Genomic DNA, 14,732 nt, shown 5'->3' on the forward strand with positions numbered 1-14,732 from the left:
ACTTGCGAGATGTTCTCCTGTGAACGTCCTCGTCCTCTATGCTCATCCTGTGGAGACCAGCTTCAACGCCGATCTGCACCGGACGATCATCGAGCGGCTGAAGGCCGCCGGCCATGTCGTCGACGACTGCGATCTCTATGCCGAGGGTTTCGATCCCAGGCTGACGCGGGCCGAACGGCTGTCCTATCACGACGAACGCAGCGACGGCGATCCGGCGTCAGCCTATGTCGAGCGCCTTCTGCGGGCCGAGGCGCTGGTGCTGTCGTTTCCGGTGTGGAACTTCGGCTATCCGGCCATTCTGAAAGGCTTTTTCGATCGCGTCTTCCTGCCCGGCGTGTCGTTCAAGCTGGTCGACGGCAAGGTGCAGCCGTCGCTGCACAATATTCGCAAGGTGGTCGCGGTCACGACCTATGGCGGCAGCCGGTTCCGAGCCATGCTGATGGGTGACCCGCCGCGCAAGCTGGTCAAGCGGGTGCTGCGTGCGACGATCAAGCCCGGCGGGTCGGTTTCCTACCTCGCGCATTACTCGATGAACCTGTCGACCGACGAGACGCGGACGAGGTTCGTGGCGAAAGTCGCGGCCAGGATCGACGCGTTCTGACGCGGGCGGGACTTTTCCTTCTCCCCTTGTGGGAGAAGGTGGATCGGCGCGTAGCGCCGAGCCGGATGAGGGGTGCTGGAAGAAACGCGGCGTGGGAAGATTGGGACGGGAGCGCTAAACGCTAATTCCGTTGAGGTAGCGATCCTTCCAACACCCCTCATCCGACCGAGCTTCGCTCGGCCACCTTCTCCCACAACAAGGGGAGAAGGAAAAGAGTTACATCCGCACCCGTTCCGCCTTCGGATCGTACATCGGCTTAAGCGACGCCTCCGCCGCAAAGCGCTCGCCGGCGATCTCGATCTCGTAGGACGACGACAGCACGTCCGCCTCGCTCTCGCCCTTGCAAGGCACGTAACCAAGCCCGATTGCGCCGCCGAGATGATGGCCGTAATTGCCCGAGGTGATCGGGCCGACGATCTTGCCGTCGCGCAGGATCGCCTCATTGTGGAAGAGCAAGGGTTGCGTGTCTTTCAGACGGAACTGCACCAGCCGCCGGTTCAATCCGCTTTCTTTCTTCCTCAGCACGGCATCGCGGCCGATGAAGTTGCCCTTGGCGGTCTTCACCGCAAAGCCGAGGCCGGCCTCCAGCACATTGTCTTCGTCGGTGATGTCGTGGCCAAAATGCCTGAAGGCCTTTTCGATGCGGCAGGAGTCCAGCGTGTGCAGGCCGCAGAGCTTCAGGCCGGCGTCGGTGCCGGCTTCCGCGATCGCCTCGAAGACATGGGCGGCCTGATCGGTCGAGACGTAAAGCTCCCAACCGAGCTCGCCGACATAGGTGACGCGGTGGGCGCGGGCCAGCCCCATGCCGATTTCGATCTCCTGAAACGTCCCGAACGGGTTGTTCTCGTTGGAGAAATCGTTCGGGCTCAGCTTTTGGATCAGCTTTCTCGAATCCGGGCCCATCAGGCAAAGCACGGCTTCGGCCGCCGTCACATCGGTGATGACGACGAACTCGTCGGCAAGATGTTTTCTCAGCCAGGCCAGGTCGCGTTGCAGCGTGGCGCCGGGCACGACGAGGAAGAAGGCGGTTTCGGACAATCGCGAGACGGTGAGATCGCTCTCGATGCCGCCGCGCTGGTTGAGCATCTGGGTGTAGACGATCTTGCCCGGCGTCACGTCCACGTCGTTGGCGCAGAGCCTTTGCAGGAAGGCGCAGGCATCGCGGCCTTCGACACGGATCTTGCCGAACGAAGTCATGTCGAACAGGCCGACGCCGTTCCTGACCGCAAGATGTTCCGCGCGCTGGTTGTCGAACCAGTTCTGCCGCTTCCAGGAATAGCGGTATTCGCGCTCCTGGCCGGGCCTAGCGAACCAGTTGGCGCGCTCCCAGCCGGCGACCTCGCCGAACACGGCGCCGCGCACCTTGAGATGTTCGTGCAGCGGCGAGCGCCTTATGTTCCGCGAGGTCGCCATCTGCCGGTAGGGGAAATGATCGGCGTAGAGCAGGCCGAGCGTTTCGGAGACGCGCTCTTTGAGATAGCGGCGGTTCTTCTGGAACGGCTGGGCGCGGCGGATGTCGACCTCCCAGAGGTCGAAGGGCGCCTCGCCGTCATTGATCCATTGCGCCAGCGCCATGCCGGCGCCGCCGGAGGAGACGATGCCGATCGAATTGTAGCCGGTCGCCATCCAGTAGCCGGAAAGCTCCGGCGCCTCGCCGAGATAGTAGCGATCGTCGGGGGTAAAACTCTCGGGACCGTTGAAGAAGGTGTGAATGCCGGCGGTGGCCAGGATCGGCATGCGATTGACGCCCATTTCAAGGATCGGCTCGAAATGGTCCATATCCTCCGGCAACTGGTCGAAGCAGAAATCCTCGCTTATGCCGTTCATGCCCCAAGGCTTGGCAACCGGCTCGAAAGCGCCGAGCATCATCTTGCCGGCATCTTCCTTGTAGTAGGCACACTCGTCCGGCACGCGCAGCACCGGCAAGCGGGAAAGCCCGGCGATCGGCTCGGTGACGAGATAGAAATGTTCGCAGGCGTGCAGCGGGATGGTGACGCCGTTCTGGGCGCCAAGTTCGCGTGCCCACATGCCGGCGCAGTTGACGACGATATCGGCTTCGATCGCGCCCTGCTCGTCGCCCTGCGCCCAGGAAACGCCGGCGACACGGCCGGCCTTGGTGTGGACCTTGGTGACCTTCACATTCTCGACGATCGTTGCACCGCGCTGGCGCGCGCCCTTGGCCAACGCCATGGCGATATTGGCCGGATCGCACTGGCCGTCGAGCGGCAGGTGCACGGCGCCGACCACATCTGACACATTGAGATGCGGGTACATCTGCTTGACTTCACGAGGCGAAATCTCGCGCACATCGACATCGAAGGCGCGGGCGAGAGATGCCTGCCGATAGATCTCGTGCTTGCGCTCCTCGGTCAGCGCCACCGTGATCGAGCCGACCTGGCGCATGCCGGTGCCGACATCGGTCTCGGCCTCCAGCTTGACGTAGAGGTCGGCCGAGTACTTCGCCAGCCGCGTCATGTTCTGCGAGCCGCGCAACTGTCCGATCAGGCCGGCGGCGTGCCATGTCGTGCCCGACGTCAGTTGCTTGCGCTCGAGCAGCACGATATCGGTCCAGCCCAGCTTGGCCAGATGATAGGCGACCGAGCAGCCGGAGACGCCGCCACCGATGATGACCGCCCTCGCTTTGGGAGCAATGGCCTTGGTCGGGATGGTTTTGGTGGGCGGGGCGTTCATGCGGCCTCGCGACCATAGCTGGAGGCGAAGCGGCGCAGGCGCGTGGCAGCCTCCATCAGTACCGGCTCAGGCTGGCAGAGGCTGAAGCGGATGTGGCCGGCTGCAGCCTGGCCGAAGCTCGAGCCGGGCATGACGCCGACCTTTTCCTGGTCGAGGAAAGCCCAGGCGAATTTCTCGTCGTCCGGCTCGATCGCCGATATGTCGAGCATGACGTACATGCCGCCTTCGGAGCCGCGCACGGTGATGTTGTTCATACCGCGCATGGCATCGAGGACGACGGTGCGCCTCGCGGCGTAGCGCTCGGCGATCTCCTTGACGCCGTAGCCATTTTCGAGCGCCTCGGCGCAGGCGAGGCTGATGAAGGCCGGCAGGCCGTAGGTCATCACCAGATTGAGGTCGGTCAACAGCGAGACCATTGATTCCGGCCCGGTCAGCCAGCCCATGCGCCAGCCGGTCATGCCGTGGCTCTTCGACATCGAATTGATGACCAGCGTGCGTTCCGCCATGCCGGGCAGCGAGCGCGGCGAGACGTGCTCGCCACCGCCCAGTGTCCAGTAGACCTCGTCCGACAGCAGCCACAGGTCATGCTCGCGGCAGATCTGCGCCAGATCTTCCAGGCGCTCTCGCGAATAGACGGCGCCCGTGGGGTTGTTGGGCGTGTTGATCAGGATGGCGCGGGTGTTCGGCCGGAGAGCGGCGCGGATGTCGGCGGCGCGCGGCTGAAAACCATCCTCGGCGGGTGTCTCGACGACGCTGAACTCGGCGCCCGCCGCACTGAAGGTATTGGGATAGGTGGCGTAATAGGGCGCGACGACGATGGCATGGTCGCCCTGGTCGAGAACCGCTTGAATGGCCGCGTAAAGCGCGGCCTGCCCGCCCGGCGTGGCGATGACCTGGTCGGGATTTGTCGCAACGCCGGTACACAAGGTCGAGGCCGCCGCCATCGCCTTGCGCAGGCGCGGAACGCCGGCAAGCGGGGTGTAGTGGTGATTGCTGGCGCGAACCGCGGTCACGCAGGCCTCGATCGTTTCGCTCGGCGTGTCGAAATCGTGGTCGCCGACCGACAGCATGATGATGTCCTCGCCGGCCTGCTTGCGCGCCCAGGCAGCGGAATGAACCTCCCAGCCATCCTTGCCTGAAGGCACGATGCCGGAAATGCGCGATGATGGCCTGGGCATTATGCTGCTCCCGAAATTTCATAACCGGCCTGCTCGAGCCGGTCGCGCAGCGCGGCGATGTGGGCCGGTCCGACTTCGCAGCAGCCGCCGACGATGCCGGCGCCGGCCTCGACCCAACCGACCGCCTGGCCGGCATAGGCATCCGGATCAAGGTCGTGGCGGGCGTGCAGCACTTCCACGGTACCGCCATGCTTGAGCGCCTCAATCGAGGTGAAGCCGTTGGCATAAGCGCCGACCGGACCGCCGAGAGCGATCAGTTCGGGCAGCGCTGCAGCGATCGCTTCGGGCCGGCAGCAATTGATCAGCCGAGCCGCGACGGGCAGGCCGGCAAGAGCGCCCGACGCCGCCGCAATGGCTTCGCCGCTGCGCAGGCGCGGCGTGCCGTGGTCGGCAAGCGTCCACGACACCCATACGGGCTTGCCGCTTTCCGACGCCGCGGTGACGGCGGCGCGCGCCTCTTCGGCCGACGCCATGGTTTCGCACAGAAACAGATCGACGCCGTCCGCCTGCTCGGCAACGATGCGGCGATAGATGTCGAGCGTATCCTGGAAGGATATCGTCAGCGCCGGCGCATAGCTGCCGAACAGCGGCGACAGGCAGCCGGCGATCGCCGCGTCGCCGGCCTGGTCGCGGGCTTGCCTTGCCAGTTCGATGCCGCGCTTCTGCAGCGGCTTGAACAGCTCTTCCGCGCCTTCGCGTGCCAACCGCTCCGGCGTGGCTGAATAGGTGTTGATGGTGATGACGCGGGCGCCGGCGCGGATGAATTCCGCATGCAGGTCGCGCACCAGATCCGGTTCGTCGATCAGCACCCTGGCCGACCACAGCGGCGTCGGCTCGGAACTGCTACGGCGGACCAGCTCCTGGCCCATGCCGCCATCGGTAAGGATGACAGTCTTCATGCTCTGAGCCTCTCGTTCTTTGGATCCCATAACGGCTCATCCTTCTGCACGACCGCCCGAAAACGTTCGCCGAAGATCTCGATCTCGACCGCGGTTCCCGGCTCGGTGAGGTCGGCGCGCAGCATGCCGAGCGCGATCGACCTGTCGATGCGATGACCCCAGCCGCCGGATGTCGTCTCGCCGACAATGCGGCCGTCATGCCACAGCGTCGACATGTAGGGCGCATCGCAGTCGCCGGGGTTTTCGATGACCAGCGTGACGAAGCGCTTCTTGATGCCCTGCTGCTTCTCGTTCTGCAGCGCCGCCTTCCCGCGGAAGTCGGGCTTATCCCATCTGACGAAGCGCTCCAGCCCGCCCCGCAGGATCGAATAGTCGGTCGACAGGTCACCCTTCCAGGTGCGGTAACCTTTTTCGAGCCGCAGCGAATCCAGCGCGTACATGCCGAACGGTTTTAGTCTATGCCTCTTCCCCGCCGCCCAGACGGCGTCGAAGATGGCTGCGGTATCGTCGACCCTGCTGTGGATTTCCCAGCCGAGCTCGCCCGCGAAGGACACGCGCACCAGCTTTGCCCAACGTCCGGCGATACTGGTTTCCTGATGCGTCAGCCAGGGCAGGGTGAGGTCGGCCGTGCAGAGTTCGGCGAGGATTTTTCGCGAGTTGGGGCCGGCGAGGATCTGGGTGGAGTATTCCTCCGTCCGGTCGACCAGCTTGAATGTGGCGTCCTTCGGGATGCGCGATTTCAGCCATTCGAAATCATGCCACTGAGCCACAGCGGCGGTGATCAGCGTCATCAGGTTCTCGTCGTGGCGGACCACCGACATTTCGGTGACGATGCGGCCCTTGTCGTCGGCAAAATAGACGAGGCCGATGCGGCCGGGTTTCGGAACCAGGCCTGTCACCTGGAGGCTCAGCCATTCGGCGGCACCCGGACCGTCGAGATTGAAACGGGAAAACCCCGGCAGGTCCAGAATGCCGGCGGCATCGCGGACGGCGAGGCATTCCTCGCGCACACGATGCTGCCACGGCCCGTCGCGGCGGAAAGTCAGCGTGGATTGTTCGGAGATGTCGTCGCCTGGCTTCGCATACCAGGTGGCGCGTTCCCAGCCATTATAGGCGTCGAACCGGGCGCCGAGTGCCTTGATGCGGTCGTGGAGCGGCGACAGCTTGCGGTCGCGCCCGGCCGGCCAGGCATGGCGCGGGAACTGGATGGCATATTCGTTGCCATAGATCTCCATGCCCTTGGCGACGCAATAATCCGGGGCCGAGGCAAAGGCGGTGAAACGGCGCGGATCGCACGACCACATGTCCCATTCGGTCTGGCCCTCGGTCACCCATTCGGCCAGCACCTTGCCGGCGCCGCCGCTCTGGGCGATGCCGAAGGTGAAGACGCAGGCCTCGAAGGCGTTGGGCACGCCGGGCATCGGGCCGATCAGCGGGTTGCCGTCCGGCGCATAGGGGATCGGCCCGTTGATGACCTTGGACAGGCCGGCGGTGCCGAGGATCGGCACGCGGGCGACAGCATCGGCCAGGTAATGTTCCAGCCGGTCGAGATCGTCGGGAAACAGCTGGAACGAAAAGTCGTCGGGCATTGGGTCGTTGTGGCCGACCCAGTGGGCGCGGCAATTGCGCTCATAGGGGCCGAGATTCATGCCGTTCTTTTCCTGGCGCAGATAATAGGACGTATCGACGTCGCGCAGCAGCGGCAGCTTCTTGCCCTGTTCCTTCGACCATGCGGCCAGTTCGGGGATTTCCTCGAACAGGATATATTGATGGCTCATCACCATCATTGGCACCTCGCGGCCGAACATCCTGCCGACTTCGGCGGCGCGGTAGCCGGCGGCGTTGACGACGATCTCGCAGCGGATCTCGCCTTGCGCCGTCTCGACTACCCACTCGTGATTGTCTCGGCTCACGCCGGTGACCGGACAGAAGCGGATGATCTTCGCGCCCATGTCGCGCGCGCCCTTGGCCAGTGCCTGGGTCAGCTGCGCGGGGTCGATATCGCCATCATTCGGATCGTAGAGCGCGCCTTTCAGCTCATGCGTCTCGATGAAGGGGTAACGGCGCTTGATCTCGTCGAGCCCGACCACGTCGATATCCATGCCCTGGTAGCGGCCCATGCCCTTGGCGCGCTGGAATTCCTGCATGCGCTCCGCGCTATGGGCCAGCCTGAGCGAGCCGGTGACGTGGTAGTTCATGGGATAGCCGACCTCGTCGGCCAACCGGCGATAGAGCTCGGTCGAATAACGCTGCATGTTCATCAGCGACCATGACGAGGAGAAAGTCGGCACGTTGCCGGCGGCATGCCAGGTCGAGCCGGAAGTCAGCTCGTTCTTCTCCAGAAGCACGCAGTCGGTCCAGCCCGCCTTGGCGAGATGGTAGAGCGAGGAGGCGCCGACGGCGCCGCCTCCGATGATCACAACGCGTGCCGTGGTCGGCAAACCGGCCATGTTCTTCTCCGACTATTTGTTTTGATGCATGTCGTTGTCCCAAAACCGCCACGCACTTTGGGCGACATGCATTCGTTCAATAGACAGGCGGCGAAACCACCCAGATGACGACAGCCGGCTCGGCTCCAGGATTGCGCCAGCGGAACGGCTTGCCGTCGAAGCGGAAGGAGTCGCCTTCGCCAAGCCGGTGCCAGACGCCGGCAATCTCGATATCGAAGCTGCCGGAAGCGACGTAGCCGGCTTCCTCGGTCGGCCGGCGCGCCTCGGTCTTCATCTCGGCACCCGGGGCGAAGACCGAACGGAGCATCTCGAAGCTACCGCCGAGATCGGGCGACAGAAGCTCCTCCACCAGGCCAGAATCGCTTGTGCCAAGCACGCGCCGGCTGCCGGCGCGCACGACCACGCCGCGTTCGGTCTCGACAGGCACTTCATGGCTGAAGAACAGGCTGACAGGCACGCCGAACAATTCGGCGAAGGCCCTGAGATCGCCGAGCGACGGGACCGACAGACCGCGCTCGACCTGGCTGACCCAGCCGACGGAACGGCCGAGCTTCAGTGCGATTTCAGCAAGCGTCAGGCCGCGCGCCTTGCGCAACGCGCGGATGTCGCCGGCCAGCAGCCGTTCGCCGCTGTCCTGTTCCGATCTGGCGGCGGTTGAGGGCAAAGCCATCCCTGTATCGGTGAAAAATTCCCAGCAAATTTCATTTGATGGCGGGTTCATGAAAAAATCAAGGGGATTTTCACGCACTCACAAGATTTACTTGCGCCATTTTGACGGTTCGGGCAAAGGCTCGGCGCACGAGCGGCGAGTGGGGCGTCCGGTCGAGGCGGGTAGGCTATCGGGCGTTCAAAAAGACGCGCAAGGATGCTCCATCACTTCTAGTCGGCGCATGATCCTATTCGGGATCATACGCAAAGGGACGGCCATGCTGGAAAACAACTCCCGGATTGCGGCGGCGATCGTCGATGACGCGATCACCTCGCGCCGATCGGTACGCGCCTTCTTGCCCGATATGGTCGACGACGAGACCATCCGCGATATTCTCGCCGTTGCCGCGCGCGCGCCCTCAGGCACCAATATGCAACCCTGGAAAGTCTATGTGACCAAGGGCGAGGTCAAGCAGCGCATCACCGACGCCATCCTCAGCTCGGGCATCCGCGCCGAAAAGGCCGAGTGGGACGAGTACCGCTACTATCCCGACCAGTTCTTCGAACCCTATCTGACGCGACGGCGGGCCAACGGCTTCGGCCTCTACGGCGTGCTCGGCATCGGCCGGCGCGAGGTCGACAGGATGCGTGCGCAGCACGACCGCAACTTCGTCTTCTTCGACGCCCCGGTCGGCATGATCTTCACCGTCGACCGGCGGCTGAACAAGGGGTCGTGGATAGACTACGGCATGTTCCTGCAAAACATCATGGTCGCCGCGCGGGGCAGGGGCCTGCACACCTGTCCGCAAGCCGCCTTCGCGCCCTATCACCGGCAGATCAGGCCGGTGCTCAACATTCCCGACGAGGAGATCGTCGTCTGCGGCATGGCGCTCGGCCATGAGGATACGTCCAAGCCCGAAAATGCCTTCCGCACCGACCGCGCGCCGCTGGAAGAGTGGGTGACGTTCGCGGAGTGACGTGAAGCGCCGTCCGGCTCTACTGCACTTCGTAGCCGACTTCCTCGCTCGCATGGCAGAGCGCTTTCCAGAACGAGCGGGCAAACGAGCGGAACACATAGATGTCGAACTGATCGGCGCCGGTGCGCTGGATTTGCGCGAAGATGTCGTGATGCATGGTCGAGCGGCCGGCGCCGATCGGGAAGGCCGGCAGCGCGAAGTCGATTGCGAAGAATTTCGCCAGCACCCACTCGGCCTTTGGCCCGGCGATACGGATCGCGGTGCGGCCGTGCGAAAGGTCGGTCACCGTACCGATGGCCGAAGTGACGACACTGGCAAAGGCCGGCGCCAATCCCTCGGCTTCATCGACCACAGTGAACTTTCCCGGCGCAAAGCCGAACACCGACCTGGCGCCGTTCGTCACGCCGCCACCGGCGCCGTCGGGCAAAGCCAGGCCGGTGACCGCATGGATGCCGGCCATCAACTTCTTCTCCTCGCCGGGCCAGGCGGCGAGCTGCAGGATCGAACCCGGCCTGGTTTCGGAGAGGATGATTTCGACACCGTGCTCGAAATTGCCATGCGAGCCCGGATGCAGCACCGGCTCAAGTGGTGATTGGCGCTCAACCATGCATGCGGCTCCCGTCCGGATCGAAGAAATGGTTGGAGACGATCTCGACCGGCCCGAACCGGTTGCGCAGCGGGTCCGAGACATAAGCGCGCGAGCCTCGCCGCGCCTTGCCGCCCTTGACCAGGGCAAGCGCGATATATTTGCCCAGCGCCGGCGAATAGCAGCAGGCGGTGATGTGGCCAAGCGAGCCGTGCGGATTGGCTTCGTCAAGCTCCTCGACGATGTGTGCGCCGCCATTGAGCGGCTGGTTGTCGAGCGAAACAATACCGACGAGTTCCAGGCGGTCGGGCGCGATCAGCCCCTCGCGGTCCATCATCGCCGAACCGATGAACGGCTTCTTCTTCGACAGCATCCAGTCGAGATGCAGGTCGCGTGCCGTGGTACGGCCGTCGATCTCGGCACCGGTGACGTGGCCTTTCTCGATGCGCATGGTGCCCAGCGCCTCCAGCCCGTAGGTCACCAGCCCGAACGGCTTGCCGGCTTCGATCAGCGCCTCCCAGACATGGGTGCCGTAGCCGGCGCCGGAATAGACCTCGAAGGCCATTTCGCCGGAGAAGGACAGCCGGCAGATCATCACCGGCACGGCGGCGATTTCGCCGTGGACGATGCCCATGAAGGGCAGGGCGGCATTGTCGACGGCGGTGCCGCTGACGCAAGCAGCCAGTATCTGCCTTGCCTTCGGCCCACCGATGGCGGCACCGGCCCATTGGTCGGTCACCGAGGTGACGTGGACCTTCAGCGCCGGCCAGATCACGTCGAGGAAATATTCCAGATGCTGCATCACCTTGCCGGCATTGGCGGTGGTGGTGGTCATCAGGAAATCCTGCTCGCCGAGGCGCCACGTGGTGCCGTCGTCAAAGGCGAGACCGTCCTCGCGCAGCATCAGCCCGTAGCGCGCCTTGCCGACGGCCAGCGTCGAAAACATGTTGGTGTATACGCGGTCGAGGAATTCCGCCGCGTCGGGGCCTTGCACGGCGATCTTGCCCAATGTCGAGACATCGACGATGCCGGCGCTCTCGCGCGTGGCTCTCGCTTCGCGCACATAGGCCTGCTCGATCGTCTCGCCGGGATGGCCGTAGATCATCGGCCGATACCACAGGCCGGCGGAATACATGGTGGCGCCATTGGCGACGTGCCAGTCATGCATCGGCGTCAGCCGCTCGGGCTTCAGATCGCCGAAGCGTTCGGCGGCGAGCGAGCCGATCGACACCGCCGAAAAGGGCGGGCGAAAGCGCGTCGTGCCGACCTGCGGGATCGGTTTGCCGAGCGCCTCGGCCATTATGGCCAGGCCGGGTATGTTGGAGCTCTTGCCCTGGTCGGTTGCCATGCCGAGCGTGGTGTAGCGCTTCAGATGCTCGATCGAGACGAAGCCTTCGCGATGCGCCAGCCGCACGTCATCCGCCGTCACGTCATGCTGGAAGTCGACGAAGCTTTTTCCTTCGGCCTTGATCTCGAACACCGGCGCCGGATCGGGATCGCCAGGTGCTGCCTCGACGGCAGGCAAGGCCGCCGGCGTGGCGGTTGCGCCCGCAGCGGAAAGACCGGCGGCGCGACCTTCGGCGATCGCCTCGGCGGTGGAGAAACTGCCGGTGAAGGCGCCGGCGCCGATCCATTGCCGTGTCGTCGGCTTGGGCGGCAGGAACGCTTGCAATGCTTCGTTCCATTCCGCTTTGGCTCCGGCCTGGCTGGCCAGATGAATGGTCGGCGACCAGCCGCCCGAGATCAATAGGCAATCGGCGTGGATGCTGCGCGCATCGCCGGAAAGCGCGCCGTTGACCATGTCGAAGCGCTGCACCTTGAAACCAGAAAGCGCCTTGCCGCCCTCGGTGGCGATCACCGCGTGGCCAGAAAGGATCTCGGCCCCGGTCTCGCCGGCCAGCTTGCGCATTTCGCTCGAAAGCTCAGGGCGCACGTCGATGATGGCGACGACCACGGCGCCGGCCTGCTTCAGCGCCAGGGCCGCGCGATAGGCGCTGTCATTGTTGGTGAACAGCCCGATCCTGTCGCCGGGCAGCACGCCATATTCAATGGCATAACGCTCGGCAGCATGCGCCAGCATTACGCCTGGCCGATCATTGCCTGGAAAGACCAGCGGACGCTCCAGGGATCCGGTGGTCAGCACCACCGACTTGGCGCGGATCGTCCAGTAGCGATGGCGCGATTCGCCCTTGCCGGGCGTTTCCTTGTGGTCGGTGACACGTTCGAGCGCGGCAAGCGTGTTGCCGTCATAATAGCCCCAGACGGTGGTGCGCGGCAGCAGGCGGACATTGTCACGGCCTTCGAGCTGGCCAGCGGCGCGCGCTGCCCAGTCGGCGGCCGGCATGCCATCGATCGTCTCGCCCGACCAATTGGCCGAGCCGCCGAAATGCGGCTCGAGCTCGGCCAGGATGACGCGTGCACCCTGATCGGCAGCCGCCCTGGCGGCCATCAGCCCCGCCGGGCCGGAGCCGACTACCAGCACATCGCAAAACGCGTTCATGCGTTCGTAGCGCGCCGTATCGGGAGCCGTGCCTGCCTTGCCCAGGCCGGCGGCACGGCGGATGAAATGCTCACAGAACATCCAGAAGCGAGTGCCCTTCAGCGGACCGATCACGGGTCCCATGAAGGTCTTGTAGTAGAAGCCGGCCGACAAAAGCTTGCCGCCGAGCTGGTTCACGGCACTGACGTCCCAGGCAAGCGAAGGGAAGCGGTTCTGGCTGATTGCGGCCAGCCCGTCATAAATCTCGACCATTGTGGCGGGGATGTTCGGCTCGCGAACCTCGCCCCTCAACACTGTGACCAGCGCGTTCGGTTCCTCGACGCTGGCGGTCAGCACGCCGCGCGGGCGGTGATATTTGAACGAACGCCCAAACAGGGTGACGCCGTTGGCCAGCAGCGCCGAAGCCAGCGTGTCGCCGGCATGGCCGGTATAAGGCGCGCCGTCGAAGGTGAAACGGATGGTCCGCAGCCGGTCGATGCGGCCCCCGGCCTCTGTACGGCGCGGGCTCATTGCTTGTCCTCGGCCCGGTGCCGCGCAACCGAGTTGTGGTCGCCGCGCGCGAACGCGGTGCTGGAGATCTCGTGCGTCAGCGTGTTGCGCACGACCCTGAGATGGGCGCGGCAGCCGCCGGAATGCTGCCAGATCTCGTTGTGGTCGCCGGCCGGGTTCAGCCGGTCGTAGACATAGGCGTTCCAGGCGTCGAGGTTCTGCGAGGCGGGCTGTGGGCGCTGGCGATTGCCGTCGCCCTGATAGGTGAATTCGATCACGTCGCGCGGGCCGCAATAGGGGCAGGTGATGAGCATGGATCTCTAACCTAATGCAGCCGGGGCGTGGCGCCCTGGCCCTTGTCGTCGATCACCAGGCCACGGTAGAAGCGGTCGAGCGTGAAGGCCGCGTTGAGACCGTGCGGCTCGTCCTTGACAATGGTCCAGGCAAAGCACCAGCCGGAAGCCGGCGTCGCCTTGAAGCCGCCATAGCACCAGCCGCAGTTGAGATACATGCCCGGCAGCGGACCGGTGGTGATGATTGGCGAGCCGTCCATCGACATGTCGCAGACGCCGCCCCATGAGCGCAGCATGCGGACACGGGCCAGCCCAGGGAACAGCGCCAGCATCTCGCTCATCACCTCATCGACGATCGGCAGGCTGCCGCGTTGGGCGTAGCTGTTGTAGCCGTCGAGATCGCCGCCATAGACAAGGCCGCCCTTGTCCGATTGCGACATATAGAAATGGCCCATGCCGAAGGTCAGGACCGTATCGATGAACGGTTTTAGCGATTCCGTGACGAAGGCCTGCAGCACATGGCTCTCGATCGGCATCGTCTCGATGCCGGCAAGCCGCATGACCCGCCCGGTGCTGCCGGCAACCGCGACCGCTACCTTTTTTGCGCGGATTTCGCCGCGCGTTGTCGTGACGCCGGTGATGCGGTCGCCGTCGCGCAGGAAGCCGGTGACCTCGCAATTTTCGATGATGTCGACGCCGCGGCGATCTGCGCCGCGCGCATAGCCCCAGGCGACGGCGTCGTGGCGGGCGGTGCCGGCGCGCCGCTGCATCAGGCCACCGACGATCGGGAAACGCGCGGTGGCTGAGACGTCGAGCGCCGGCACCAGGCGCGCGATTTCGGCCGTGGTCATCAGTTCGGCGTCAACGCCGAGATGGCGCATGGCGTTTCCGCGCCGGGCATAGTCGTCGAGCTGAGCAGGTGTGTGGGCGAGGTTCAGGCAGCCGCGCTGCGAGAACATGACGTTGTAGTTGAGGTCATGGGCCAGGTTCTCCCACAGCTTCATCGAATGCTCGTAAAAGCGCGTGTTGGCCGGCAGGAGATAGTTGGAACGGACCGCCGTGGTGTTGCGGCCGACATTGCCGGAACCGAGCCAGCCCTTCTCCAGCACCGCGACATTGGTGATGCCGTGCTCCTTGGCGAGATAGTAAGCGGTCGACAGGCCATGGCCGCCGCCGCCGATGACGATCACGTCGTAGGACGCCTTCGGGTCGGGCTTGCGCCAGGCCGGCTTCCAGTCCTTGTTTCCAGTCAGCGCGTTCTTGAGAAGCGAAAAGGCCGAATATTCCGCCATTCTTATTGTCATCCATTTCAGGCTTTGCGGCAGACTATAGAGCAGGCCGCCAACGCAAAGCCAAGATTGCGCCATCGCTTTTCGACTCCCCGACTTCGACCGGATTGGCCGACTTCGACTGGATTGGC

General features: G+C 64.5%; 11 protein-coding genes. 2 read left to right on the plus strand and 9 right to left on the minus strand.

What is annotated here, in order from left to right; all coding sequences use genetic code 11:
• Positions 1 to 19 precede the first annotated feature (19 nt).
• Entirely contained in the window at positions 20 to 601 is a 582-nt protein-coding gene (locus tag NKH16_RS21925; RefSeq protein ID WP_352742308.1) for an NAD(P)H-dependent oxidoreductase, read from the plus strand.
• A gap of 216 nt (positions 602 to 817) precedes the next feature.
• Here NKH16_RS21925 and NKH16_RS21930 read toward each other — a convergent pair whose 3' ends face one another.
• The 5 genes from NKH16_RS21930 to NKH16_RS21950 all read right to left on the minus strand — a co-directional run bounded on the left by NKH16_RS21930 (position 818) and on the right by NKH16_RS21950 (position 8,489).
• Positions 818 to 3,292, minus strand: coding sequence for a GcvT family protein (locus NKH16_RS21930; RefSeq protein WP_352901739.1), 2,475 nt, complete (start codon positions 3,290 to 3,292; stop codon positions 818 to 820).
• A complete protein-coding gene (locus NKH16_RS21935) occupies positions 3,289 to 4,470 on the minus strand; it encodes a pyridoxal phosphate-dependent aminotransferase (protein ID WP_352742304.1) in 1,182 nt (393 codons plus the stop codon). The genes NKH16_RS21930 and NKH16_RS21935 overlap by 4 nt, the downstream gene beginning before the upstream one ends.
• Positions 4,470 to 5,369 carry a homocysteine S-methyltransferase family protein gene (locus NKH16_RS21940; protein WP_352452124.1) on the minus strand — a complete coding sequence of 300 codons (900 nt, stop codon included), beginning with the start codon at positions 5,367 to 5,369 and terminating at the stop codon, positions 4,470 to 4,472. The genes NKH16_RS21935 and NKH16_RS21940 overlap by 1 nt, the downstream gene beginning before the upstream one ends.
• Positions 5,366 to 7,819, minus strand: coding sequence for a GcvT family protein (locus tag NKH16_RS21945; RefSeq protein ID WP_352742301.1), 2,454 nt, complete (start codon positions 7,817 to 7,819; stop codon positions 5,366 to 5,368). Before NKH16_RS21945 ends, NKH16_RS21940 begins: the two co-directional genes overlap by 4 nt.
• A gap of 76 nt (positions 7,820 to 7,895) precedes the next feature.
• Entirely contained in the window at positions 7,896 to 8,489 is a 594-nt protein-coding gene (locus NKH16_RS21950) for a helix-turn-helix domain-containing protein (protein WP_352901743.1), read from the minus strand.
• Positions 8,490 to 8,745: 256 nt separating this feature from the next.
• Here NKH16_RS21950 and NKH16_RS21955 point away from each other — a divergent pair, with 256 nt between their 5' ends.
• On the plus strand, positions 8,746 to 9,444 hold the full coding sequence (locus tag NKH16_RS21955; RefSeq protein ID WP_352452121.1) for a nitroreductase: 699 nt from the start codon (positions 8,746 to 8,748) through the stop codon (positions 9,442 to 9,444).
• 19 nt (positions 9,445 to 9,463) lie between these two features.
• On the opposite strand, the gene NKH16_RS21960 is transcribed toward NKH16_RS21955, so the two are convergent.
• Genes NKH16_RS21960 through NKH16_RS21975 form a run of 4 tightly spaced genes read right to left on the minus strand, consistent with a single transcriptional unit; the run spans position 9,464 to position 14,604 of the window.
• Positions 9,464 to 10,051: a sarcosine oxidase subunit gamma gene (locus NKH16_RS21960; RefSeq protein ID WP_023676538.1), complete on the minus strand. Its 588-nt coding sequence runs from the start codon at positions 10,049 to 10,051 to the stop codon at positions 9,464 to 9,466.
• A complete protein-coding gene (locus NKH16_RS21965) occupies positions 10,044 to 13,040 on the minus strand; it encodes a sarcosine oxidase subunit alpha (RefSeq protein ID WP_352742299.1) in 2,997 nt (998 codons plus the stop codon). The genes NKH16_RS21960 and NKH16_RS21965 overlap by 8 nt, the downstream gene beginning before the upstream one ends.
• Positions 13,037 to 13,333, minus strand: coding sequence for a sarcosine oxidase subunit delta (locus tag NKH16_RS21970; RefSeq protein ID WP_352742298.1), 297 nt, complete (start codon positions 13,331 to 13,333; stop codon positions 13,037 to 13,039). Before NKH16_RS21970 ends, NKH16_RS21965 begins: the two co-directional genes overlap by 4 nt.
• A gap of 11 nt (positions 13,334 to 13,344) precedes the next feature.
• Positions 13,345 to 14,604 carry a sarcosine oxidase subunit beta gene (locus NKH16_RS21975; protein ID WP_352742513.1) on the minus strand — a complete coding sequence of 420 codons (1,260 nt, stop codon included), beginning with the start codon at positions 14,602 to 14,604 and terminating at the stop codon, positions 13,345 to 13,347.
• Positions 14,605 to 14,732 lie beyond the last annotated feature (128 nt).

The organism is Mesorhizobium sp. M1307 (assembly GCF_040318155.1).
Lineage (GTDB): Bacteria > Pseudomonadota > Alphaproteobacteria > Rhizobiales > Rhizobiaceae > Mesorhizobium.

Excerpts from the sequence above, each read along its gene's own strand:
- NKH16_RS21970 (WP_352742298.1), bottom strand. The coding sequence starts at position 13,333 with ATGCTCATCACCTGCCCCTATTGCGGCCCGCGCGACGTGATCGAATTC.
- NKH16_RS21930 (WP_352901739.1), bottom strand. The coding sequence starts at position 3,292 with ATGAACGCCCCGCCCACCAAAACCATCCCGACCAAGGCCATTGCTCCC.
- NKH16_RS21945 (WP_352742301.1), bottom strand. The coding sequence starts at position 7,819 with ATGGCCGGTTTGCCGACCACGGCACGCGTTGTGATCATCGGAGGCGGC.
- NKH16_RS21950 (WP_352901743.1), bottom strand. The coding sequence starts at position 8,489 with ATGGCTTTGCCCTCAACCGCCGCCAGATCGGAACAGGACAGCGGCGAA.
- NKH16_RS21965 (WP_352742299.1), bottom strand. The coding sequence starts at position 13,040 with ATGAGCCCGCGCCGTACAGAGGCCGGGGGCCGCATCGACCGGCTGCGG.
- NKH16_RS21960 (WP_023676538.1), bottom strand. The coding sequence starts at position 10,051 with ATGGTTGAGCGCCAATCACCACTTGAGCCGGTGCTGCATCCGGGCTCG.
- NKH16_RS21940 (WP_352452124.1), bottom strand. The coding sequence starts at position 5,369 with ATGAAGACTGTCATCCTTACCGATGGCGGCATGGGCCAGGAGCTGGTC.
- NKH16_RS21975 (WP_352742513.1), bottom strand. The coding sequence starts at position 14,604 with ATGGCGGAATATTCGGCCTTTTCGCTTCTCAAGAACGCGCTGACTGGA.
- NKH16_RS21935 (WP_352742304.1), bottom strand. The coding sequence starts at position 4,470 with ATGCCCAGGCCATCATCGCGCATTTCCGGCATCGTGCCTTCAGGCAAG.
- NKH16_RS21955 (WP_352452121.1), top strand. The coding sequence starts at position 8,746 with ATGCTGGAAAACAACTCCCGGATTGCGGCGGCGATCGTCGATGACGCG.